The sequence below is a fragment of the Dolichospermum circinale AWQC310F genome, assembly GCF_000426925.1.
Taxonomy (GTDB): domain Bacteria; phylum Cyanobacteriota; class Cyanobacteriia; order Cyanobacteriales; family Nostocaceae; genus Dolichospermum; species Dolichospermum circinale.
This window is the reverse complement of the sequence record NZ_KE384685.1, coordinates 79,854-103,412: the sequence shown is the minus strand read 5'-3', so window position 1 is coordinate 103,412 and position 23,559 is coordinate 79,854. Positions and strand designations below refer to the sequence as shown.

At 38.9% G+C, this 23,559-nt stretch carries 20 protein-coding genes and 1 pseudogene; 14 read left to right on the top strand and 7 right to left on the bottom strand.

Going from position 1 to position 23,559, the window contains the following annotated elements; translation table 11 throughout:
* Nucleotides 1-245: 245 nt before the first annotated feature.
* The 8 genes and pseudogenes from ACIR310F_RS0112490 (at nt 246) to ACIR310F_RS0112455 (ending at nt 10,246) form a co-directional block, all read left to right on the top strand.
* Nucleotides 246-1,589, top strand: a complete 1,344-nt coding sequence (locus ACIR310F_RS0112490; protein ID WP_028084121.1) for an LLM class flavin-dependent oxidoreductase — start codon at nt 246-248, stop codon at nt 1,587-1,589.
* A gap of 68 nt (nt 1,590-1,657) precedes the next feature.
* Nucleotides 1,658-3,022: an LLM class flavin-dependent oxidoreductase gene (locus ACIR310F_RS0112485; protein ID WP_028084120.1), complete on the top strand. Its 1,365-nt coding sequence runs from the start codon at nt 1,658-1,660 to the stop codon at nt 3,020-3,022.
* Between the two features lie 494 nt (nt 3,023-3,516).
* Nucleotides 3,517-5,055: an amidohydrolase family protein gene (locus tag ACIR310F_RS0112480; protein WP_028084119.1), complete on the top strand. Its 1,539-nt coding sequence runs from the start codon at nt 3,517-3,519 to the stop codon at nt 5,053-5,055.
* Nucleotides 5,056-5,175: 120 nt separating this feature from the next.
* Nucleotides 5,176-5,838, top strand: a complete 663-nt coding sequence (locus tag ACIR310F_RS0112475) for a carboxylesterase family protein (RefSeq protein ID WP_028084118.1) — start codon at nt 5,176-5,178, stop codon at nt 5,836-5,838.
* A 225-nt stretch (nt 5,839-6,063) separates the two neighbouring features.
* Nucleotides 6,064-7,062, top strand: a complete 999-nt coding sequence (locus ACIR310F_RS0112470; protein WP_028084117.1) for an aldo/keto reductase — start codon at nt 6,064-6,066, stop codon at nt 7,060-7,062.
* A 37-nt stretch (nt 7,063-7,099) separates the two neighbouring features.
* Complete coding sequence (locus ACIR310F_RS0112465; RefSeq protein ID WP_028084116.1) at nt 7,100-7,897, top strand: class I SAM-dependent methyltransferase; 798 nt, start codon at nt 7,100-7,102, stop codon at nt 7,895-7,897.
* A gap of 137 nt (nt 7,898-8,034) precedes the next feature.
* Nucleotides 8,035-8,226 (top strand): annotated as a pseudogene (locus tag ACIR310F_RS27615) (VOC family protein); the annotation flags it as partial.
* Between the two features lie 163 nt (nt 8,227-8,389).
* A complete protein-coding gene (locus ACIR310F_RS0112455; RefSeq protein WP_028084115.1) occupies nt 8,390-10,246 on the top strand; it encodes an ABC transporter ATP-binding protein in 1,857 nt (618 codons plus the stop codon).
* Nucleotides 10,247-10,296: 50 nt separating this feature from the next.
* Here the strand turns inward: ACIR310F_RS0112455 and ACIR310F_RS22395 are convergent, their stop codons facing one another.
* From ACIR310F_RS22395 to ACIR310F_RS0112440, 3 genes are all read right to left on the bottom strand, one after another.
* Nucleotides 10,297-10,569, bottom strand: coding sequence for a hypothetical protein (locus ACIR310F_RS22395; protein WP_231387515.1), 273 nt, complete (start codon nt 10,567-10,569; stop codon nt 10,297-10,299).
* The gene (locus ACIR310F_RS0112445) at nt 10,562-10,807 is read right to left on the bottom strand and encodes a hypothetical protein (RefSeq protein ID WP_028084114.1); all 246 of its coding nucleotides are present in this window, start codon (nt 10,805-10,807) and stop codon (nt 10,562-10,564) included. The genes ACIR310F_RS22395 and ACIR310F_RS0112445 overlap by 8 nt, the downstream gene beginning before the upstream one ends.
* A 103-nt stretch (nt 10,808-10,910) precedes the next feature.
* The gene (locus ACIR310F_RS0112440; RefSeq protein WP_028084113.1) at nt 10,911-11,684 is read right to left on the bottom strand and encodes a sulfite exporter TauE/SafE family protein; all 774 of its coding nucleotides are present in this window, start codon (nt 11,682-11,684) and stop codon (nt 10,911-10,913) included.
* A gap of 220 nt (nt 11,685-11,904) precedes the next feature.
* Between ACIR310F_RS0112440 and ACIR310F_RS0112435 the strand changes: the two genes are divergently transcribed.
* From ACIR310F_RS0112435 to ACIR310F_RS0112420, 4 genes are all read left to right on the top strand, one after another.
* Nucleotides 11,905-12,576, top strand: coding sequence for a glutathione S-transferase family protein (locus ACIR310F_RS0112435; RefSeq protein ID WP_028084112.1), 672 nt, complete (start codon nt 11,905-11,907; stop codon nt 12,574-12,576).
* A 1-nt stretch (nt 12,577) separates the two neighbouring features.
* Complete coding sequence (locus ACIR310F_RS0112430) at nt 12,578-13,561, top strand: formylglycine-generating enzyme family protein (protein WP_028084111.1); 984 nt, start codon at nt 12,578-12,580, stop codon at nt 13,559-13,561.
* A gap of 55 nt (nt 13,562-13,616) precedes the next feature.
* Nucleotides 13,617-15,956, top strand: coding sequence for an arylsulfatase (locus tag ACIR310F_RS0112425; RefSeq protein WP_028084110.1), 2,340 nt, complete (start codon nt 13,617-13,619; stop codon nt 15,954-15,956).
* Between the two features lie 87 nt (nt 15,957-16,043).
* Complete coding sequence (locus tag ACIR310F_RS0112420; RefSeq protein ID WP_028084109.1) at nt 16,044-16,916, top strand: bile acid:sodium symporter family protein; 873 nt, start codon at nt 16,044-16,046, stop codon at nt 16,914-16,916.
* A 160-nt stretch (nt 16,917-17,076) separates the two neighbouring features.
* Here ACIR310F_RS0112420 and ACIR310F_RS0112415 read toward each other — a convergent pair whose 3' ends face one another.
* Nucleotides 17,077-17,883, bottom strand: coding sequence for an SDR family oxidoreductase (locus ACIR310F_RS0112415; RefSeq protein WP_028084108.1), 807 nt, complete (start codon nt 17,881-17,883; stop codon nt 17,077-17,079).
* Nucleotides 17,884-18,058: 175 nt separating this feature from the next.
* On the opposite strand from ACIR310F_RS0112415, the gene corA reads away from it, so the two are divergent.
* Nucleotides 18,059-19,210, top strand: coding sequence for a magnesium/cobalt transporter CorA (gene corA, locus ACIR310F_RS0112410; protein WP_028084107.1), 1,152 nt, complete (start codon nt 18,059-18,061; stop codon nt 19,208-19,210).
* A 575-nt stretch (nt 19,211-19,785) separates the two neighbouring features.
* Here the strand turns inward: corA and ACIR310F_RS0112405 are convergent.
* The 3 genes from ACIR310F_RS0112405 to ACIR310F_RS0112395 form a co-directional block, all read right to left on the bottom strand.
* Entirely contained in the window at nt 19,786-20,142 is a 357-nt protein-coding gene (locus tag ACIR310F_RS0112405) for a Rieske (2Fe-2S) protein (protein WP_028084106.1), read from the bottom strand.
* Between the two features lie 83 nt (nt 20,143-20,225).
* The gene (locus ACIR310F_RS0112400) at nt 20,226-21,281 is read right to left on the bottom strand and encodes a tellurite resistance TerB family protein (protein WP_028084105.1); all 1,056 of its coding nucleotides are present in this window, start codon (nt 21,279-21,281) and stop codon (nt 20,226-20,228) included.
* Between the two features lie 35 nt (nt 21,282-21,316).
* Nucleotides 21,317-21,721 (bottom strand): hypothetical protein, encoded by a 405-nt coding sequence (locus tag ACIR310F_RS0112395; protein ID WP_028084104.1) that lies wholly within the window; start codon nt 21,719-21,721, stop codon nt 21,317-21,319.
* A gap of 204 nt (nt 21,722-21,925) precedes the next feature.
* Here ACIR310F_RS0112395 and ACIR310F_RS0112385 point away from each other — a divergent pair, with 204 nt between their 5' ends.
* Complete coding sequence (locus tag ACIR310F_RS0112385) at nt 21,926-23,416, top strand: dolichyl-phosphate-mannose--protein mannosyltransferase (protein ID WP_028084103.1); 1,491 nt, start codon at nt 21,926-21,928, stop codon at nt 23,414-23,416.
* Nucleotides 23,417-23,559: the final 143 nt, after the last annotated feature.

The following is a 23,559-nucleotide window of genomic DNA, read 5'->3' as shown; positions in this document are numbered from 1 at the left end:
AAAGGTACTTGCTTTTTGATGAGAGTTATGAGATTATACTATTTATCTATAGTAAATCAGTCGAGATACAGTAGTTTTATCCGCAACCCACCACTAACGCTAATGCCTACAACGATGGCCAAGGAGTTGAAAAAGCCTTCCCAACAAACATGAGGTAGTCACATTGATATATATGACAACTGCCAAACCAGAAAATTTTTATCATCCTATATTCGCTTAGTAAAAAATATTACTTGGAGTCTGATATGAACAAACAACAAAAACAACTAAGACTAGGTGCATTTTTACCCGGAGCAGGTCAGCACGTTGCAGCTTGGCGACATCCCCAAGCACGGAGTAATGGTGCTCTTAACTTTGAGCATTATAAGCAGATAGCCCAGACAGCCGAGCGCGGTAAATTTGACGCATTTTTTCTCGCCGACGGTTTAGCCTTACAACATCGTCCTGGTGCAGAAGGCCGCACAGCCTTTGGTGGAGACTTTGAACCTGTTACCCTATTTTCAGCTTTGTCTGCGGTGACAGAAAAGATTGGTTTTATCGCCACAGCCTCTACCACTTATGAAGACCCATATATTTTGGCACGCAAATTTGCTTCCTTAGATCATATTTCTGGGGGAAGAGCAGGCTGGAATGTGGTGACAACCGGTAGTAGTGAAGCCGCCGGGAATTTCGGTCTAGAAGCCCATCCTATTCATGCAGAACGGTACATCCGCGCCCACGAATTTATTGATGTGGTGAAAGGTCTTTGGGATAGCTGGGAAGATGATGCTTTTATTCGTGATCAAGAGACAGCTTTTTACTACGACCCCAATAAAATACATGAACTTAACCATAAAGGTAGATTTTTTTCCGTGCGCGGACCATTAAACATTGCCCGTCCGCCCCAAGGTTATCCTGTAATTGTGCAAGCAGGTTCTTCTGCAGATGGTAAAGAACTAGCCGGTAGAACTGCTGAAGTTATATTTACTGCCCAACAAACTCTAGAAGATGCTCAAGCCTTCTATGCAGATGTTAAAGGTAGATTAGCAAAATATGGACGCACCCCGGATCAACTCAAAGTTATGCCCGGTGTCTTTCCAGTCGTGGGACTAACAGAAGCAGACGCAAAAGCCAAATATCAAGAACTGCAAGATCTAATACATCCCCAGGTTGGTTTGGCTCTATTACAGGGACTCATAGGCACGGATCTTTCGGCTTATCCTCTCGATGGACCATTGCCAGATTTACCAGAAACCAATGATAACAAAAGTCGCCAAGCATTATTAATTGATATTGCTCGTAGACACAATTTTACCATTCGGGAACTTTATCAATGGATTGCGGGAGCGCGTGGTCATTGGACAATTATCGGTACACCAGTACAAATTGCAGATCAACTAGAAAGTTGGTTTGTCAATGATGCTGCTGATGGTTTTAACATTATGCCTCCTTATCTTCCCGGTGGACTAGATGATTTTGTTGACTTAGTAATTCCTGAATTGCAACGTCGGGGATTATTCCGTACTGAGTATGAAGGAACAACTCTGCGGGAAAATCTTGGATTATCTCGTCCAGTTAATCAATATCAAAGGGTATTAGCAACAGTCTAATACTTGGCATTACGAAAGAAGATTGATTGAACCACGAAGGAACGAAGGAACGAAGGAAGAGAAGATATATGAGCAAAATACGTAAGTTTCGTTTAGGTGCATTTGTTCAAGCCACTGGACATCATATTTCTGCATGGCGACACCCGAATACACAAATGGATGCAGGTTTGAATTTTGAGCATTATAAAGAAATTACTCAAACTGCGGAACGTGGATTATTTGATGCGGTTTTTCTAGCAGATAGTCCAGGAATTTGGGGTGGTTCACCAGAAACTCAAAGTCGTAACGGTAAAATTGCTCATTTCGAGCCTGTGACTCTGTTTTCTGCTTTATCATCTGTCACCAAAAACATTGGTTTCATTTCCACAGCTTCCACTACCTACGAAGACCCTTACACATTGGCGCGGAAGTTTGCCTCCTTGGATCATTTGAGTAAGGGACGCGCAGGATGGAATGTAGTCACCACAGGGAATGAAAATGCGGCGGCTAACTTCGGACTGGAACATCACCCAGAACACAGCCAACGTTATGAACGGGCTCAAGAGTTTGTGGAAGTGGTACAAGGATTGTGGGATAGTTGGGAAGATGATGCCTTTATTCGTGATAGAGAATCAGGTGTTTATTTTGATGCCAACAAACTGCACACACTGAACCATAAAGGTAAATATTTTTCTGTGAGAGGTCCTTTAAATGTAGGTCGTCCACCCCAAGGTTATCCAGTCATTGTACAAGCTGGTGCTTCTGAACCAGGAAGAGATTTAGCTGCCCGTACTGCTGAGGTAATTTTTACAGCTAATCAAACCTTAGCTGATGCTCAAGAATTTTACGCAGATGTCAAAGGAAGGTTAGCAAAATATGGACGTTCTCCCGATGATCTCAAAATTATGCCTGGTGCTTTTCCGATTATAGGACGGACTGAAGAAGAAGCTCAAGAAAAATACGAGTTTTTACAATCTTTAATTCATCCTGATGTAGCTTGGGGTATTCTCCAAACTTATTATAAAGGTGTGGATTTATCACAATATTCTTTAGATGATATAGCTCCTGAATTACCCAGTGATACCAACAATAATAAGAGTCGTCTGAAACTGGTTAAGGATTTAGCTACTCGCGGCACGTTGACACTGCGTGAGTTATATCGTTCTTTAGCTACAGCACGGGGTCATCGTACTATTTTGGGTACTCCTGAAACTATTGCTGATCAATTAGAAGAATGGTTTATCAATGGTGCTGCGGATGGTTTCAACATTATGCCTCCAATTTTGCCTACAGGGTTGGATGAATTCGTTAACTTAGTCATTCCTGTTTTGCAAAAACGCGGACTATTCCGTACTGAATACGAGGGTAGTACCTTACGTGAAAATCTTGCTTTGCGTCGTCCAGCTAATCGTTTCGCTCTTAAACAAGAGGAAAAAACGCTGGTGTTGGCGTGATTTCTACACGGATACCCGACTTCTTTAAGAAATCGGATATCTAAACCACCCCGTCAGCACAGACGTTAAAAGCCTACCGAAGTTCATGTAGATTTCGGAAAGTTATGCTTGTCCAACAGACAAGAATTTTCAATCTCACATATAGCACCTAAGTTACTCGATTTTGGATGGACGTTAGCGAAGCGTACGCAGCGAATATTTTGGATTTTGGATTGACTCAACCTAAAGTGTGAAAGCTTTATGGTTTTAGATTTGGGCTTGACGTTAGCGAAGCGTATGCAGCGTAGCGAGTATTTTTCTGTTCTGAAAGACGGAGTTATACACCAAATTTTTTTAATCGAAAATCTAACATCTAACATCTAAAATTCCTAGTCAAAATCAGCAGCACGTTCTCCCACAGATACCTGATTTTTTGAAAATTCATAACTTTTAGATTCTGCAATTGTTTGAGAAGTCAGGGATATAAGTTGTCTTGTAACTTTTCTAAGGAAAATATGACTAAATATAGCAAGTTGAAAAGCTCTCCCTCTGCCGCAGTTAGAGCCAATCTCGATTATCCTGTCATTGATACTGATGTTCACACTAATGACTTTACTCCTGCCCTTGAGGATTATATTGCTCACTACGGCGGTGTGAAACTGGTAGATGAATTACGCAAGGCTGAATCTTCCCGTCTCAATTCTAAGACTGAGGGTAAAGACTGGTATCAGCAAACCCCAGAAGAACGTCAATATAACCGGACATTGCGATCGCCTTGGTGGGCTAGAGTTACCCGTAATACTTTAGATTTAGCTACTTATACTCTCCCTGCTCTCCTCTATGAACGTCAAGCGGAGCAAGGATCTGATTATTCGGTACTATTTCCCAATAATGCCTTAGCTGCGGCCGGTGCAAGTAAGGAGAATCGGCAATTGTTGCAACGGGCAATTAATCACTATCATGCTGATATTTACCGTCAATATAGCGATCGCTTGACTGTGGTAGCTGGTATCCCCATGACTACTCCCCAAGAAGCGATTGAGGAGTTAGAATTTGCAGTCAAAACACTGGGTTTAAAAGTTGCAAATATTCCTGGTGGTGTGAGACGGCCAATTAAGGCGATCGCTGATAAATACCCAGCCGATCAATTTCCCGAAATTGGTAAATATGCCTCTTACATTGACTTTTTCGGACTAGATAGTGAATACGACTATGATCCCTTCTGGGCTAAAGCTGTCGAATTAGGCGTACCTCTCACCACCCATTACGGTAGTCAAGGATGGACTGGACGCTCCTCCATCAGTAACTACATGAACAACCACATCGGTCACTTTGCTGATGGTTCACAAGCATTTGCGAAAGCCTTATTCTTTGGTGGTGTAACCAGAAGATTCCCACAATTGCGTGTTGGTATGCTCGAAGGTGGTGCAGATTGGGGCGCTCACGTCTACATTCATTTAGTAGACCGTTTCTCCAAACGGAGTTTAGAAGGACTGCAAAACTATAACCCAGATTTAGCTAACCCCGATGAGTTGTTTGAGTTGTTTGCAGAATATGGTGAGGAAATCACTCAAGGATATTCCCTCAGCAAGGAGGAGCTAACTAAGAGCGTATTGGGAGCTTCCTTTAACCGTCATAGCCGTTCACCAGTGGGTAGCGAACTGGAAGATTTTGGTGCAGCAGGAATTAAGACAATTGAAGATATACGCGACGCTTGGGTGAACAGTTTCTTCTTTGGTTCTGAATCTGATGATCGCACCATTGCAGCCGCATTCAACGACAAAGCCAACCCCTTGGGAGTCAAACTCAACGCCATTTACTCCTCCGATGTTGGTCACTGGGATGTACCCGATCTTACCGCACCTTTAGCTGAAAGCTGGGATTTGGTCAGAGAAGGGGTAATTTCCGAAGATGACTTCAAAGCCTATGTATTCGGTAATCCTTATAAATTCTACACCGAAGCTAATCCCGACTTCTTCAAGGGTACAGCCGTAGAATCCAAACTACCTAAGACCGAATCTCAAGTAGAGAACAAAACTTTGGTAGGTGTATAGATGTCCTTGTAGACCTCTGGTAAGTAATCCGGGATAGGTAGAGACGTTCCATGGAACGTCTCTACATCATCTATAAAATATGTCAAATATTTGTAAACACAAATTTGAGAATTTAAAACTATGCCAGTTGAAAAAAGATCCCACGACACCAGCAATGGTTCATTACCCTATATTTTCTCTTCTGCTGATACCAACAAACCTGCCCCTCTTGTATTATTTCTGCATGGCGCAAAAGATAGAGGAACAGATATCAATGTTTTACTAAAATGGGGTTTTCCTCTTTTTGTAGATTCATCAGCATCCTTACCTTACTTCTTTATTGCCCCTCAACTCCCTGAAGGACAAACTTGGGTAGATAGAGCAGATGATGTAATTGCTTTACTTGATCATATCATTGCTACCCAAACCGTAGATCCATCCAGTGTGATCATATCTGGATTCAGCTTAGGCACTGCTGGAGCTTGGCATATCGCCGCTTCCTATCCTGGTCGTTTTGCCGGTTTAGTAGCCACATCAGGTCGTGTACCCCAAACATTAGAACCTGCCCAAATAGCTGCACTTAAAGAAATTCCTATCCAAATATTCCAAGGAGCAAAAGACGAAAAACTCTCAATTGAAGATACACAAAATGTTGTTAATACCCTGCGTGAATCAGGAGCAAAAGTAGATTTTACTGTATTCCCTGAAGGCGATCATTTTATAGCTAATGAAGTTTACAGTAACCCAACATTGCAACAATGGCTGGTTTCACAAAGTAGTCGCCAGCCGGCTGTAGTAAGTTAGAATCAGAGAATAATAAGCCAATTTTATGTGAGGCTGCACAGAATTATGAAATCAATAAAGTTATCCCTCTTTATCTGTGTTCATCTGCGTTTATCTGCGGTCAATTATTATTGATATCTTATTCTATGCAGCTTCAAATTGCAGCAATTTTCATCTAGTTAAACCACACTCTTAATTCCTCTTCGCGCCTCTGCGTGAGATAAAAATTCTACAACTAACATTTCCATGACATTACCAACCACCAAACTTGGTCAAACCGGACTCACTGTTTCCCGACTCGTTCTCGGTACAATGACTTTCGGACTACAAACCGATGAAGAAACATCTATCAAAATCCTTGATACCGCAGCCGAAGCTGGAATCAACTTTCTCGATACAGCCGATGTTTATCCCCTTGGTGGTGGTCTACCCACTGCTGGAAGAACTGAGGAAATCATTGGTCGTTGGTTAAAAGGTAAACGAGAACATTTTATTGTTGCTACTAAAGCCGTCGGTAAAGTTGGCCCCGCACCTTGGGATCAGGGATCTTCCCGCAAACATATTTTAGATGCTATTGATGCTTCCCTGAGACGACTGGGAACTGATTATGTTGACCTGTATCAATTGCATTCTGATGATGCTTCAACTCCCCTGGATGAAACCCTAGAAGCTCTGGATACCATAGTTCGTGCTGGTAAAGTCCGGTATATCGGTGTTTCCAATTTCTTAGCTTACCGACTAGCCCGCGCTTTGGGTCGTGCAGATGTGCGTCATCTTACTCGTTTCGTCTCCATTCAACCCCGCTACAATTTGTTATTCCGGGAAATTGAACGGGAATTATTACCCCTAGCTCAAGAAGAAGGTTTAGGTGTCATTCCCTACAATCCTTTAGCGGGTGGTTTACTGACAGGTAAACATAAACTTGCTGAAGGACCCACTGCCGATACTCGTTTTACTTTGGGAACTGCCGCAGAACGTTATCAAGAGCGTTATTGGCATGATCGTGAGTTTAATACTGTGGAAGAATTACGCACGGTCGCAGATTTAGCAGGATTATCTCTCACAACCCTATCATTGGCTTGGGTTTTAGCTAATCCAATTATTACTGCTCCTATCATCGGTGCGAGTCGTCCAGAGCAACTTTTTGATAGTCTCAAGGCTGTGGAAGTCAAACTTGATGACAATTTGAAACAAAAATTAGACGACATTACTGCTGAATATCGCAAGGGGGATTCAGTACGTTAGAAGCAATCATAATTAATAATTTGATTTAACATCAGCAGTGGTAACTAACTATTACGACCGAATTGCTCACCTCTATGACCAAACCCGTTGGTTAACAGAGCTAATTGCAGAAGAGGTTACAGATTTTATTCTTGAATTAGTTGATGCAAAATCTGAAACATCTTTTTTAGAACCAGGTGTTGGTACTGGTTTAAATATTCTTCCTTTGGTCAAGCGTGGTTATTCTGTAACTGGAATTGATGTGTCTCAAGAAATGCTCAATCAGTTGTGCCAAAAATTAGATTATATTCCTCACAATTTAAAGCTAATTTGTGGTGATGCCTCACAATTATCTTTTCCAGATCAGAGTTTTGATGTTGTGTTAACTCTTCACATGGTTCATACTGTTTCAAATTGGCAGAGGTTTTTAGATGATATTCATGGCGTACTAAAACCACAAGGTTTTTATCTCAATGCCCAGTGGATTACTCCACCTGCCAGGATGGAATTTGAGAATTATTTTAGAGCTATTTTGTCCAAGTACCAACAGACACAAAACTCAAAGCAGACACAAAGAACAATTCAATATAATGTGGAGGAATACTTTCTTAAAAAAGGTTATCAGTCAAACTATCTGATTGCTAAAACGTGGATTGTGAGCAACAAAGTTGAGGAATTACTTGGTTTTTTCAAATCACGAGGATACGGATTATGTTGGCAAGTATCAGATGAAATTTTCCGTAGAATTATGGAAGAATTTGAAGTATTTTGTACTGAACATTATGGTTCATTGTCAACAGAGTTATCATCTGAAGCTAAGTTTGAAATTTGGGCGTACACCCGATCAAGGGACTAGGCATTTAGGAGTCATAAACTACTTTGATGCTATCTTAATTTATAAAACTGAACCATGTAGAAAACTTCAACCTAAGATTTTTTAGAAAGCCAAAAAGCGACTTATACAAATAATTGGGTATTGAGAAATATAGACAACGAGTTAAATCTCTTGGTGTTGAATTCCGAGAGGGTCGCAATCGTATTGAAGATGAAGGAAATTCTTTATATTTCTATGATTATGACAATCACTTGTTTGAGTTACACACAGGTACACTTGAACAACGTTTAGCTAGATACAGCACTTCCCGATGTTATGAGGTACAAGAATCCCACCCCCAACCCCCTCCAATATCAAAAGTTTATCCTTTTCTTCCCCCCGCTGCGGGGGGATTGAGGGGGGTGCGAGGTGGGGGCTTAAGATGTACCTCATAAAAGCGGAAACCCCTGTATAAAGAATTTGTTTAGTACATTGCAAAAATTATTTGAAGTACACCACTAAGGAGAAACCTAAATGATCGGAATAAATCGCCGGTTTTTACATAAAAAAACTCGTTTATCTCAACCATTCCAACGCGCTCCCAATGCGCCAGAATTGCCAGATACTCCTTTCCTATTTATTTGTTATTTCGTTAATCAATTTCGCTGGTGGTATGTGGTAATGGTGCTTCTGGAAATTGCACACGCCACCTGTGGAATTATGTTACCTTATGCTATTGGCGAAATGATCCGTAGTGTGACACGCTCTACAGGAGACAGCAAACTCATTTTTGATACCTTAAAACAACCCTTGATCCTGTTTACGTCCTTGAGTATAGGTGAAGTGGTATTTGGACGTTCGGCGGGACTGTTGCAAACTATTCTCCATCCAATTCACAGACAGCATATAGTCCGGTCTTTATATGCCTATTTACAACAACATTCCCATCGCTACCTGAGTAGTAGTTTTGCTGGCGCATTAGCCCATCGGATTGCGGAAACTTCCCTTGGTGTCACCCAAACGATGCAAATGATGATTACTGAATTTATGCCAGTAATTATTGTCTATATCGTCTCCACAATTTTACTCTATCGCGCCTATGCTCCCCTAGCTGCATTTGTGGGAATTTGGGCAGTTTTCTTCCTCAGTATTTCTTTCTGGTTGGCGACTCGTTGCCGAATTTATTCCCGCAAAGCTGCGGCGGCCAGAAGTGAAACTACAGGCATTATTGTAGATTCCGTGACCAATCTCACCAGTAGCCGATTATTTGCCCGTTTGGGTTTTGAACGCCGCTATTTGAATGACCAATTAAAGCGCGAACTCAAAGAGGTGAGAAAATCAAACTGGTATTCTGAACGAATTCGCTGGTTTCAGTTTGTCTCAGCAGCAATTCTCAAAATCGGTACTTTATATTATTCACTTTCTCTATGGAGTCAGGGAAAAATAGCTGCGGCTGATTTCGTTGTTGCCACCAGTTTATCGCTATTAATCATTAGTGAAGCCCGCAATTTAAGCAAACGGTTTTTAGAATTTTTTGAACATATTGGTAATGTGGCGAATGGTGTTCAGACTATCATTCAACCCCATGAAATTATTGATCGGGACAATGCGATAAATCATGCCATTACTAAAGGTAGTATTGAGTTTCGGCAGGTGCATTTCAGTTACTCATCAGAGAAAACTGTATTCACTAATCTTTCTGTCACCATTCAACCAGGGGAGCGCGTCGGATTGGTGGGTTTTTCTGGTTCTGGGAAATCTACTTTTGTGAATCTAATTTTGCGTTTATTTGACCCGCAATCGGGACAAATATTGATTGATGGTGTGGATATCAAAGATATGACTCAGGAAGCCCTACATTCGCAAATTAGTTTGATTCCTCAAGATCCTTCTTTGTTCCATCGCACGTTGTTGGAAAATATTCTCTATGGGCGTTTAGAAGCTTCAGAACCAGAACTAATAGAAGCATCACGGAAAGCCTATGCTGACGATTTTATCGCCCAGATGAAGGAGGGTTATGATTCTCTAGTGGGAGAACGTGGTGTTAAACTTTCTGGAGGACAAAGACAACGAATTGCGATCGCTCGCGTTATCCTCAAAAATGCACCTATCTTAATCTTAGATGAAGCTACTTCTAGCCTTGATTCCATTACTGAAAAAGCAATTCAAGATACCCTAGATGCAGCCATGAATGGAAAAACTGTCATTGTGGTAGCCCATCGTTTATCTACTATCGCTCATTTAGACCGCATTTTGGTGTTTGATCATGGTCGCATCATTGAAGATGGTACTCACTCTAAGTTATTGGCTAAGGGTGGTGCTTATCACAGATTATGGCAAATGCAAGCCGGTGGATTTTTACCAGTATCAGCTAATAATCATCCTCTGTAGGTGATGTATCAAAACTATTAATAATTTGGCAAATTTCAGACACTTAAATATTACTTTGATCTGATTTTGAGTAAATGTCCAGTAACACAACTAATGTAGTATTTGCAATTTTTACCTTTTTGAATATCGCTATTTTTAACCCGCACTTTCATGACTGTGAACCCAGTTCCAGGAATTTGATCACCTGGAAATTCTCCCATCTGTAACATTTCTAAAGTTGGCTGGATATTCACTGAAATTTGGCGGTATTTTTTGGCTAAAATTCTCAGTTTCCGCCTAAATTCAGGTGTTAATCTAATTTCGATTAAACAAGAATCAGTCAACGTTAATGTCCTCCCAAAGTTGAGAAATTGGGAGAGTTTTTCCTGTTACAGCTTGTTGCCAAGATTTGCGAAAGCTTTCAGATGAAAAATCTGTATCATCTTTTATATCGTTTTGAGTTTTAACTTCCAGAGAATGGTTTTTTTGAATACTGATGGATAGTATTTTTAGCAATTCAAGCTGCTCTACTAATGAAAGATTTTGAGCAATATTGATAGCTTGTTGAAGTTGTGATGTCATAACATACCTCCTTTTTTTATTTTACATGATTTGTTATCATCCTCAAAGCCGATATGAGAATCCAGAATGCTTATCAGGACGATAACTTCAATAGTTATCAGTTTTAACCACGAATAAAAAAGTAAGTAGTCATGCTAAAACCAACAACTATTACAAATATCCGCACAAAACGAGGATCTAATTTCCGTGCATAATGAGCGCATAAGTAACCTCCAAGAGAACCACCCACAGCCATTAAAATAGCCTGATGCCAAGCAATTAAACCAGCGAACATAAAAGGAAAAATAGCGATACCGTTGATACAACTACCAAGAAAAGATTTAAAAGCATTCATAGTGTGAATATTTTTAATACCTAAAAAGCTTAAAGTTGCTAACATTAAAATTCCTAAACCTGCACCAAAAAAACCACCATAGATAGATATTGCTAATTGTGCAATTACGAGAATTAATAAAGGTGGAGATTCTGATGATTTTTGGCTTTGAAATTGTAGCCATATTTTCAGAGGTTCACTAAATGTAAATATCAAAGTTGCTGAAAGTAACAGGTAAGGTAGTAGCTGTTTAAACATATCTGCTGATGTATACAACAAAATAACAGAACCAATTCCCCCACCAATTAAACTGGTAATACATAGTATCAAAAGTTCTCGTTTGGGGATGTTTAAATTGTGACGATATGCACCCGCACTGGCCATAGCTGCAATCCATAAAGCAGTATTATTCGTGGCATTGGCAGTAATTGGCGATATACCAGTAAATATTAAGGTGGGAAATGTAATAAAACTACCACCTCCCGCTACAGCATTAAGCGATCCGGCAATAAACGCGGTACTGAAGAGAAGCAAGCTATGGACAAGTGTTAAATGGTTGGGCATCTTGGCTCTAAATTTTGAGAATAATGATTGCTAAAAGACTTGTTTTTTAGTAAAAACTATGAAATACTTCTAATATAGTACGATAACCTGACCGATAAACCGTAGATAATGTTAAACTGTGGAGTGAAATTGATTCACTTCTATCTTTGACTGTCATTCAACCCGCAATTTTGGCAATTAACCGAAAATTCAAACAAATCCCCATCAAGGAAAGGACGAAATGAGTAGCTTACAACTTTATTACACTAAAGGTTCTACCTTCTCCCAAAGAACCCGTGCAGTATTACAGGAAAAAGGAATTGATTATACACCGATTGAAATTGATTTACAGCACAAACCAGAAGGTTTTACCCATATTTCTCGTTACGGTAAAGTTCCAGCGATTAAGCATGGAGAAGTAGAAATATATGAGTCTGCAATTATCAATGAGTATTTAGAGGAAGTATTTCCTGAACCCGCTTTATTACCTCACGATCCCGCTGAAAAAGCCGTTGCGAGAATTTGGGGCGATTACGCTAATACTCGTTTAGTACCAGCTTTTAACAAATTCCTGCGTGGTAAAGATACCCAGGAACAAGAACAAGGACGAAGAGAGTTTTTAGAGTCTCTTTTATATATTGAGGAAGAAGGGTTAGGTAAACTTTCTGGCAATGGTCCTTACTGGTTAGGAGAAAATTTCAGTTTAGTTGATATTAGCTTCTATCCTTGGTTTGAAAGATTACCAGTTTTAGAGAAGTTTCGTAATTTTACGTTACCAACAGAAACACCCAAAGTACAGCAATGGTGGGAAAATTTGCGTCAACGTGAATCCATCCAAGCAGTTGCTAATCCTACAGAATTTTACATAGAGAGATTTACCAAAATTCTTGGTTTAACAATACCATCAGCGTAAAATGCAGTTTTTAATATCACTACTAATTCAAGTAATTGCACTTATATTACTGTTCAGCAGTTCCCCAGCATTAGCCGCTGTTAATACTTGTCCACCAGGAATGCTGATGATTTCTGGAGGTACATTCAAAATGGGAGCAGATGATTCTGGGTTTGTGGAAGAGCGAGGGGCTGAAAATGTTACAGTTACTTCCTTTTGCATTGATAAATACGAGGTAACAAACGCCCAATTTATTGAATTTATCAATGCCACAAACTATGTAACAGTTGCCGAACGCCCGTTATCAAAAGAACAGTTTCCCAATTTATCAGATGAAGAAAGATTACCAGGTTCTCTAGTTTTTCAAATGCCAAAACCAGGAGTTAAGCAAGTTCAACTTCTGAGTTGGTGGCATTGGACACCCAGTGCTAATTGGCGGCATCCCTTTGGTAGTGACAGCACAATTGTAGGTAAAGAAAACTATCCAGTCGTACATATTGCTTACGAAGATGCACTAGCCTACGCCCAATGGGTGGGAAAATCATTACCAACAGAAGCACAGTGGGAATATGCTGCTCGTGGAGGTTTAGAAGGTGCAAATTATACATGGGGTAATCAGTATTCAGCCAAAAAAGCCAATACTTGGCAGGGAATCTTTCCCTTTTTTAATACCAAAGCCGACGGTTATGTAGGAACTGCAAAAGTAGGCTCTTTTCCAGCTAATGGTTATGGACTTTACGACATGACCGGCAACGTTTGGGAATGGACTTCCGACTGGTTCAGTTTAGGACATGACAACAAAGCCCACAATGTTAACCCCACTGGACCAAATAAAAGTTTTGACCCCAAAAAACCTACAGAAACTTCCCTTCATTTCATCAAAGGCGGCTCTTACCTATGTGCGCCGAACTATTGCAGCCGCTACCGTCCAGCAGCACGAGAATCAGAATCTCCTGATACCGGAACAACTCATATCGGCTTTCGATTAGTAAAAAACCTGAATTAAAGAACACTCTCTTAATTCCTCTCTGTGCCTCCGCGTCTCTGCGTGAGAAAAAAATATGTTAAATTTAATTTTGCGAGCGCTCGCATTATCTCTTTCCATCATTTTCCTAATCACTACTAGCCCTGCCCTAGCAGATACAGGAAAAGTATTGCCGATTAATCCACCATCTTTCAAAGGTAAAATCGGTATAAATTATCAAGAGTCAACACCAGATTTTCCTGCACCCATTAAAGCCCCTGAAAAAGCCCCCAATGTATTATTAGTATTATTGGATGATGTGGGTTTTGGGCAAGCGAGTACCTTTGGTGGACCTGTAGATACACCGAATTTAACTCATTTAGCTGAAAAAGGATTACGTTATAACCAATTCCATACTACAGCCCTTTGTTCTCCTACACGCGCTGCTTTATTAACTGGACGTAATCATCATTCAGTGGGTACAGGTGTAGTTGCAGAGTTAGCATCTGGTTTTCCTGGTTACACAACAATTTTACCAAAGAGTGCTGCTACTGTAGCGGAAGTATTGCGGCAGAATGGTTACAATACTGCGGCTTTCGGTAAATGGCACAATACACCAGATTATGAAACTAGTGCGGCTGGCCCTTTTGATCGCTGGCCAACCGGGTTGGGATTTGAGTATTTTTACGGTTTCTTAGGTGGTGATACTAACCAATGGAGTCCGGCTTTGGTAGAAAATACTAAGCGGGTTGCACCACCAACTAATAACCCTGATTATCATTTGACTCCCGATTTAGTAAATCATGCTATTAGCTGGATTCATTCTCAACAGTCTATAGCCCCTGACAAGCCCTTTTTTACCTATTTGGCTACCGGTGCTACCCATGCACCTCATCACGCCCCTAAAGTCTGGATAGACAAGTATCAAGGTAAGTTTGATCAAGGCTGGGATAAATTACGAGAGGAAACCTTTGCGCGGCAAAAACAACTGGGTGTAATTCCTGCTAATGCCCAGCTTACTCCCCGTCCCAAAGAATTGCCAGCATGGGATTCATTATCTCCAGATGATCAAAAAATCTATGCCCATGAAATGGAAGTATTTGCGGGATTTTTAGCATATACAGACCATGAAGTGGGAAGATTAATTGATGCCATTGACCAAATTGGTGAATTAGACAATACCTTAGTTTTCTACATCGTTGGTGATAACGGTGCTAGTGCTGAAGGTGGTTTAGCAGGTAGCGTCAATGAATTAAAAGTTTTCAATAAAGTACCCGAAAGCCGAGAACAACTTCTAGCTTCTTTGAATGACTTAGGTAGTCCCAAAACCTTTAATCATTATCATGCAGCTTGGGCTTGGGCTGGTACAACACCATTTCAATGGACTAAACAAATCGCTTCTCATTTTGGTGGCACTCGTAACCCCTTAATTATTGCTTATGGCGATCGCATTCAAGATCAAGGCGGACTTCGTGGCCAATTCCATCATGTCATTGACATTACACCAACTATTTTTGAAGCAGCAGGAATTACAGCACCGACTCAAGTTAATGGGGTACAGCAGCAGAAACTCGAGGGTACTAGTCTAGTTTACACCTTTGATGCTCCTAAAGCTGCTTCTAAACATGAAACCCAGTATTTTGAGATGTTTGGCAACAGGGCTATTTATGATAATGGATGGATAGCTGCGGCCCGTCATCCTCGATTACCTTGGCAGGGTACAATTAATGCTGACTTCGAGAAAGATCCTTGGGAACTATACAATATTGAGGAGGACTTCAGCGAAGCTAATAATCTGGCGGCTAAAAATCCAGAAAAATTAGCAAAACTGCAAAAGTTGTTTTTATCAGAAGCACGCAAATATAACGTTTTACCATTAGATGACCGCGTTTCTGAAAGATTTGACGTGCAAGATCGTCCTTCTCCCGCCGCAGGACGCACAACTTTTACTTACTATTCTACAGGAGTGAGCATTCCTGAAGGTAGCGCCCCAAGTTTAAAAAATAGATCATTTAGCATTACCGCTGATGTAGAAATTCCAGAAAGTGGTGCGGAGGGTGTTTTATTAACTCAAGGTGGACGTTTTGCGGGTTGGGGATTTTTCCTAGAAGATAGTAAACCAACTTATGTTTACAACTTTGTAAATGCTGAACGTTACATTATTCAATCTTCTGAAAAATTAGCCCCAGGTAAATCAACAATTAAATTTAATTTTGATTATGACGGTGGTGGAGTTGGTGCTGGAGGAATTGGCAGGTTATTCATCAATGATCAACCGGTAGCTGAGGGTCGAATTGCCAAAACTATACCCTATCGTTTGGCTTTGGATGAAACTTTTGATGTTGGTCGAGATACAGGTACTCCAATTGTGGAAACTTATCAAGTACCGTTTGCGTTCACAGGTAATTTACAGAAAGTTACTTTGAATTTGAAGTAATTTTTTCTCACGCAGAGGCGCAGAGGCGCAAAGGAAGAAAGAAATATTCTTTGCGCCTAATGCGTTTATTAATGAAATGGAAAATTTATGAATGAAGTTATCCTAATACTTGACAAAATCGCATTTCTGGCTTTTGTTGTTGCTACTATGTTTGGTACAGGTTTAAAGTTAACTGTACAACAAATTTGGCAACCTCTTCGTAATATTCGTTTGGTTGTTTTATCGCTATTGACAAATTTTGTTTTAGTACCACTTTTTGTATATTTGCTGCTGCAAGTAATACCTCTCAATGAACCTGTGAAAGATGGTTTGATCATTATGGCATTGGCTTCAGGTCCCCCTGCTTTACCTAAACTTGCCCAAATAGTGAAGGGGAATTTAGCTTTTTCTACAGGGCTAATGATGATGTTAATGTTTGGCACTGTTTTTTATATGCCGATGGTATTACCATTGGTTTTAGAAGGTGTGGAAGTCAATTCTTGGGATATTGCCAAACCTTTAATATTGATGATGTTAACACCGTTGGGAATTGGGTTATTAATTAAGGCAAAATATCAAGATATCGCTTTAAATCTCCAAACAATTACTTTCAAAATCTCTAATTTTGGATTGCTTTTAGGTTTAGGAGTGCGGTTGATAGTTCACTTCAATGAAATTCTTATTTTATTGAAAACTGGTGTGATTTTTGTTTGTGCTATTTTTATTATTTTCTCCTTTACTTTGGGTTATTTATTAGGTGGTCCTGGTATTGATACTCAAAGAGTTTTAGGAGTGGGAACTGCACAACGTAATTTTGCTGCTGCTTTATTAATAGGTACGAGTAATTTTGATGATCCAAATGTGATAAGCGTGATTATGGTGACAAGTTTATTAATGATGGTTTCAGTTCTAATTTTGGGTAAAAAATTACCAGCATTAGATCAAGAACAGGGTGGGGAAATAAAGCAGTTTGAAGTTTAGTGATGACGTGAAAATATGACATGAAAATGATTGTATTTTCTCAATATTTAGGGATGAAAGTTATTCAGTCGAAGCAGCAACAAGAAAGGTCAAACCAATATAGTTCAGAGAAAACAGGAAAAACTCATGTTTGGAAAAATGAGATTGAAAATTTGCACACTTATAATTCTGAAAATAGTTTTTCCCAATCAATTATATTCGGTCTATTTCCTTGATTTACTATTTCAAAAACTTTATTAATAGCACTTTGATGAAATAAACTTTCTACGCAAGCTGCGGCTACGTCAATACGACTAGAATCACCTGTAATTATATCCCCTGTTTTGAGAACAACGTTTAATTTACCTACGGTTGTGGCTTTGAGTAAAGTATTGAGATCATAGGATGTATAGGGTCCATCAATTAAACGTCCAGGACGAATGATAGTATAAGATATTCCTGAATTTATAATTGCTTGTTCTCCTTTTTCTTTAGCATCAAGTACACCAAAAAGATTGAGAATATTAAAAGGAAATTGACGTTTACGAAGAATACCACAGGAGGAAACAAAGACGAAGCGATTTAAGTTTTTTGGTGCGGCTAATATCAGATTTTTTACACCTTGATGATCAACTTTAGTGGGGGTATTTTTAGCTTTATCTTCTAAAAATTGAGGATTCAATAGAGTAATTCCTAATTCAATAATGTTGGGATTTTGATTAAATTCCCACCTGGAAGAAGGAAAAGCGGTAGTTCCTGTACAACAAATAATAGAAGTAATATTTGTCATGGCTGCTGTTAAGCTGTCGGGTTCACGAATATCACCAATCGCAATTTCTACTTGATCATTAAACATTTTGATGGCTTTTTCTGCATTCCTGGTGAGAATGCGAATGGGTAAGCCTTTTTCTAAAAGTTTACTAACTACGAGTTGTCCGACTCCACCGGTAGAACCGACAACTAAAATGAGATCTTTACTGCTGTTCATACTTTCATTAAGCAATGCTATTTAATCTACAATAATTTTGACTCTAATAGTTTACCATAACTGGAATCTTTTTTGAAAAATTCGCCTCACGCCAAGACCCAAAGATACGGATTTTACTGTTGACTCCTGTTTTATGTTAAAATTCCAATTATCAGTAGGCTGGAAATGAAGATTTATGGTTAAGAAAATTCGCCGAGTTTCCAAGATGATCAATAAGTCACACGATAAGGAGTTTTTTCAGCAAGCAGGAACTCCACCAGGAACAATCATTGTTGATGAAAATGCTGAACAACCCATTATTTTTTTAATTGACTATAACCAAACTGATCTCATTTGCAAACAAATAAGTTATCCAGAAGAGTGTATTAACTATTTGGATACAGAATCCGTTTCTTGGGTGGATGTTCAAGGTTTAGGAAATAAAAATATTCTACACCGTTTAGGTCAATCTTTTGATTTACATCCTCTGGTTTTAGAAGATATTGTGAACATGGTAGAACGTCCAAAAATTGAGGATTATGAAGATCAATTAGTGATTATTGCTCACATGGTTGTACCTAATAATAATAATGGCAGTTTTTATAGTGAACAAGTAAGTTTAGTTTTAGGTAAATATTATGTATTAACAGTGCAGGAAGAACCTGAACATGATTGTTTTGATGGAGTGAGGATGAGAATTGATAAAGGTAAAGGGATCATTCGTAGACAAGGTAGTGATTATTTAGCTTATTCTTTATTAGATGCTATTATTGATGGATTTTTCCCGGTTTTAGAACTTTATGGTGAACGCATTGATGAGTTAGAGGAAGAAGTAATAGTTAATCCTAATCAAAAAACATTGCAAAAAATATATCAAGTTAGACGGGAATTATTACAGCTTCGCCGCGCAATTTGGCCTCAAAGAGACGCAATTAATTCTTTAATTAGAGACGGTAGTGAATTAATTAATGATGATGTGAGAATCTATCTGCGAGACTGTTATGATCATGCAGTCCAAGTTATGGATATAGTGGAAACTTATCGGGAATTAGTAGCTGGATTAATGGATGTCTATTTATCAGCAATTAGTAATAAAATGAATGAAATTATGAAACTGCTAACGGTGGTTTCTTCGATTTTTATTCCCTTGACTTTTATTGCAGGGGTATATGGGATGAATTTTAATACCGAAAAATCTCCCCACAATATGCCTGAATTAAATTGGTATTGGGGCTACCCCCTGTGTTTGGGAGCAATGGCGTTAGTTGCGATAAGTTTACTATACTTTTTTTGGCGCCGGGGTTGGTTGACTAATTCTGTTAATTTCCAAAAAGACTTTCACCGCTAGATTTGATAAAAATCCATAAAACTTAATAAAATAGAGACGTTTTAGGGAACATCTCTAAGTAGTGAATGGAATTAAATAACGGGTGCGGCTGTAAATATGAACCACAACAACAAAGCTAACATCAAGACACCGATTTTAACCAGCAGGTATGTATAAGCATGAGGGATAAGAAAATCTTGGGTCGTCATATTCCACCTCTACTTACTAGCGGTTAACTAGTTATTTATTAAATCTATTTTCTTACACTCCCATTATTGCTTAAAAATGGGTTAGAAACAGACTTGAGTTATGTTTCGTTAATATTTCTTAGCTTGATTTTGGATTCTCCTATGGCTTGATTAGCTAACTGTTGAATTTTTGGCCAATGGGATCTTGGGCTGAGTCATATTTTCTGATTCTAGGCTGGAGCGGGCTAGAAGCCCACCCCACAGGGATGATGGGCAGATTTGATCTCAATGAGTTATGGGCAGGCTAGAAGCCCACCCCACAGGGATGATGGGCAGATTTTGATCTCAATGAGTTACGGGCAGGCTAGAAGCCCACCCCACCATAGGAAAGCCCACCCATTTACCTATTTATGCGAATGGCACATCAATTAAAATGTTGCCCTCTTCGACGCGGAGGGGAAATACTGGCAGGGTTTTTTCTGAGGAAACCATTGAGAGTAATTTACCCACTACGGGTGGAAATGGACACCAGGTTTTGACTTCACCGTTACCCAAGTCAAAAGCACTACGATGAAAGGGGCAAACTATCGCCCCATTTTCGATTTTCCCGTTTTTTAAGGACATTTTTAAGTGCGGGCAGGTATTATCTACAGCATAAAACTGATTTTCGTGGTTTAAAAGTAGAATTTGGCGATCGCCTACTTTTACTATTTCTCGCGCACCAGTAGCCAGTGCATTAGCAGCTAAAACTTGAGTCCAAGTCATGATCTTCTCCTGATTTTGTGATTTTATAAACCCGTTCTTAGTTTCTCGCAATTTTGCTCTGTGCGATCGCCAATCTTGATAATTTAGATTTCCACAAACTCGATAGTTTCCACAAAGTTCAAAATAGTTTGTTTCATTTTCTCAGCTTCTTCTTTCACCGAACCGAGTGCTTCACCATTTAAAAGACTGCGTTGGCTACTAACTATATACAAACATTCACTATTGACAAAGGACAATAATCCTCTATAGGCATCTAACTTAATACCATGACCATTAGTTTCCTGTTGAGAAATAGTTGCACCAGGAATATTTACTAATACATAGTAGTATCTTTTTAAAGGCTCTTGCCAATATTCTCTATGTCTAACTTCAGCATTTGGCACATTAGAAATAATCGTCTGGGGGACATATTCATTGATAATAACTTCATGAAGATAGGCTTCATATCCTTGAGTTTTGATCTCCTTAATCTGTTCTAGAGACAGAGGATAATAATCAATTCTCAATAAAGTTCCCATATCATCAGAAAAGCTCACCATTCCTTCATCTGTTTGAATTTTTCCTCCCTGTTCAGAATCCAGAGGAATAGGAACTGTAAAATTCCCCAAAGGTGACTGATAAAATTGTTCGCCAGATTCATTGAATATTATTGATTCAAATTCTTCATCTAAATATTCTCCGTCATCTCCTTCTTGGACTGCGGCAATTACCTCTTCAATAATTTCTTTTGCTTCTTCATCTTCCAATTCTAAAGCTATTTGTAGTTGTTTAAGATAAGTCTTTTTATCGGCAGGAATAATCAAATCTTCAGCATCTAAAAGCATAATCACCCCAGCTGCAAAACCATCTAATACTACCTCCTCAGAAATAGCAGCATTAGCAGCATTAAATAAAGATCCTAATCCAGCATCTTCAGCAAGTTCTATGAGTGTATCCACGGTTTCTAACATTTGTTCTTCTGAGTATTCGTCAAAAATCTCAAATTCCCAGAGAATATCAGCTATAATTTCTCCATTTATATCTTCAATGCCTAAATCAACTGCTGTTGTAATTACAGCAATTGCTACTACCGCTTCTTCTGGATTCAATGATGCTGCTATTTTCTCTTTTGATTTGAAAATATAGTCATACTTCGTCATAATTTCTAGCTCCTTGATCAATGTTCTGTTTGTACTTAATTACCTGGTTGGGAAATTCGGGCTTCAATATCTTCTAATGTCCGTAATAATAGACTATTTGCCTGTAATTGCCAACCCCACTTTTGAATTTTAAAAGCCGCCACAGTCCCCCCTATAGCTGCTAATAAGCCTATGGGTTGATTTAGAGAAATTCCCAACAGCAAACCCAAACCAGCAATTCCCCAAAACGGTAAGGCCACCACTTGTCTTTGCTCCTCTACAATGTCTGCAATTTTGCTAGATGGCATTGTACCTAATAACGCGGCTTTTAGTTGCCGTTGTTCTGCTAATGATAACGATAAACTAATCCGGCGGCGGAGTTTTTCCATTTTCCGGGCATCAGTGCTATACTCCGTTAGTTCATCTTCTGCCATTTTTACCCATCGTTCTAATTGTGACATAGTAGATTAAACCTGATTGCTGGACTACAGCTATTATTCTTAATAATATTCTACATTTGAACTCAAATACCAAGGGATCATAGGGAAAATGAAAAACTTTCCCAAAAAAGAGATTGATCAGGGGAGTTCTTCCACAAAAACATTCGCTAAGTATAATAGTATTGAACTGTTGCTATTTCAAAAACTGCCAAAATCACAAATAATATGAACAAAACTTGGTTTCGATTGGGAATTATCGGCATATTTATCTTTTCATTCAGTTTACGTTTTTGGGGACTAAGCCGATTTAATACTTTAGTATTTGATGAAGTGTACTTTGCCAAATTTGGTAATAACTATCTGACGCACACACCATTTTTTAATGCTCACCCTCCCCTCAGTCAATATTTGATTGGCTTGGGTATTTGGATTAGTAATCATATTCCCCTAGTCCGAGAAACTGATGTAAATAGTCTCACAGGTTCTTTATTATCTCCTGGGAGTTATCGCTGGTTAAATGCTCTGACAGGTTCATTTATTCCCGTAGTCGTGACTTTATTAACTTATCAAGTAAGTTATCGTTATCGTTTGGCTTTATTGGCAGGATTCTTTACAGCTTGTGACGGACTATTTTTAGTAGAATCTCGTTATGCTTTAAGTAATATATATATAGTTATTTTTGGTTTACTAGGACAATGGTTATTATTATTAGCATTGCAAAAGCAAAAACGTTGGTTTTGGTTGCTGCTTTCTGGGATAAGTTTTGGTGCTTGCGTAGGAACTAAATGGAATGGTTTATGGTTTCTTGGAGGTGCTTATAGTTTATGGATAGCAGTTTGGATAATTCACTACTTACAGTCTTTTGACTCTACATCTCGTACCCCATTATTTCCTTATTTACACTTTTTTCAAGCCCCCCATAATTCCCAGATTCTTACTAGAAAAACACCATTACAAAACCTGACAGAAATAAATATTTGGCAGATGTTTTCCTATTTAGGAATTATTCCCGCAGTTGTTTATAGTTTGATTTGGATTCCTCATCTCCAACTTGATCAAAGATATGGATTTATTGAAGTCCATAAACAAATTTTACAATTTCATCTGCAATTAGGTGGTAATAGTCCTAGCGTTCATCCTTATTGTGCTGCATGGTATAAATGGCCATTATTAACCCGGCCAATGGCTTATTATTATCAAACTGCTCAAAGTATTGATGATCCCTTACCTGTATTTGGACCACCTTTACCTGATGGTGCTGGTAAGATAATTTATGATGTTCATGCTATGGGTAATCCATTTTTATGGTGGTTTGGTTTAGCTGCTATGATATTTTTAATTGGTATGGTGATCATCAACATGACTATGCCAGGAATAGAAAAAAAGCTAGTATTTATTCCGAAAAATCTCAGCATTGATACTTGGATTGGTCTATTTTTAATTATAAATTATGCAGCTAATTTGCTCCCTTGGGTAAAGGTAACAAGATGTACTTTTATCTATCATTATATGTGTGCTGTAATCTTTACATTCATAGCCATTGCTTGGTTTGTAGACCAATGTTTATTAAGTTATAATCGCAGATTGCGGTTTTTAGGTGTAACGATAATTTTTATAATTATAGCCGCCTTCATTTTCTGGATACCTATTTATCTAGGTTTACCCCTTTCTCCTGAAGATTACAGAATACGAATGTGGTTTAATTCTTGGATTTGAGAGAAATTATCTAAGGGTTTTGAATAAGTTATCTCTGAGGGAATAGGGAACAGTTTTAACTATCTGGATATCCTCAATTTTCCCAATTCGACAAAGAAAAGATGAGGAATTTTATATTATAAAAATACCCGAATTATTGAATA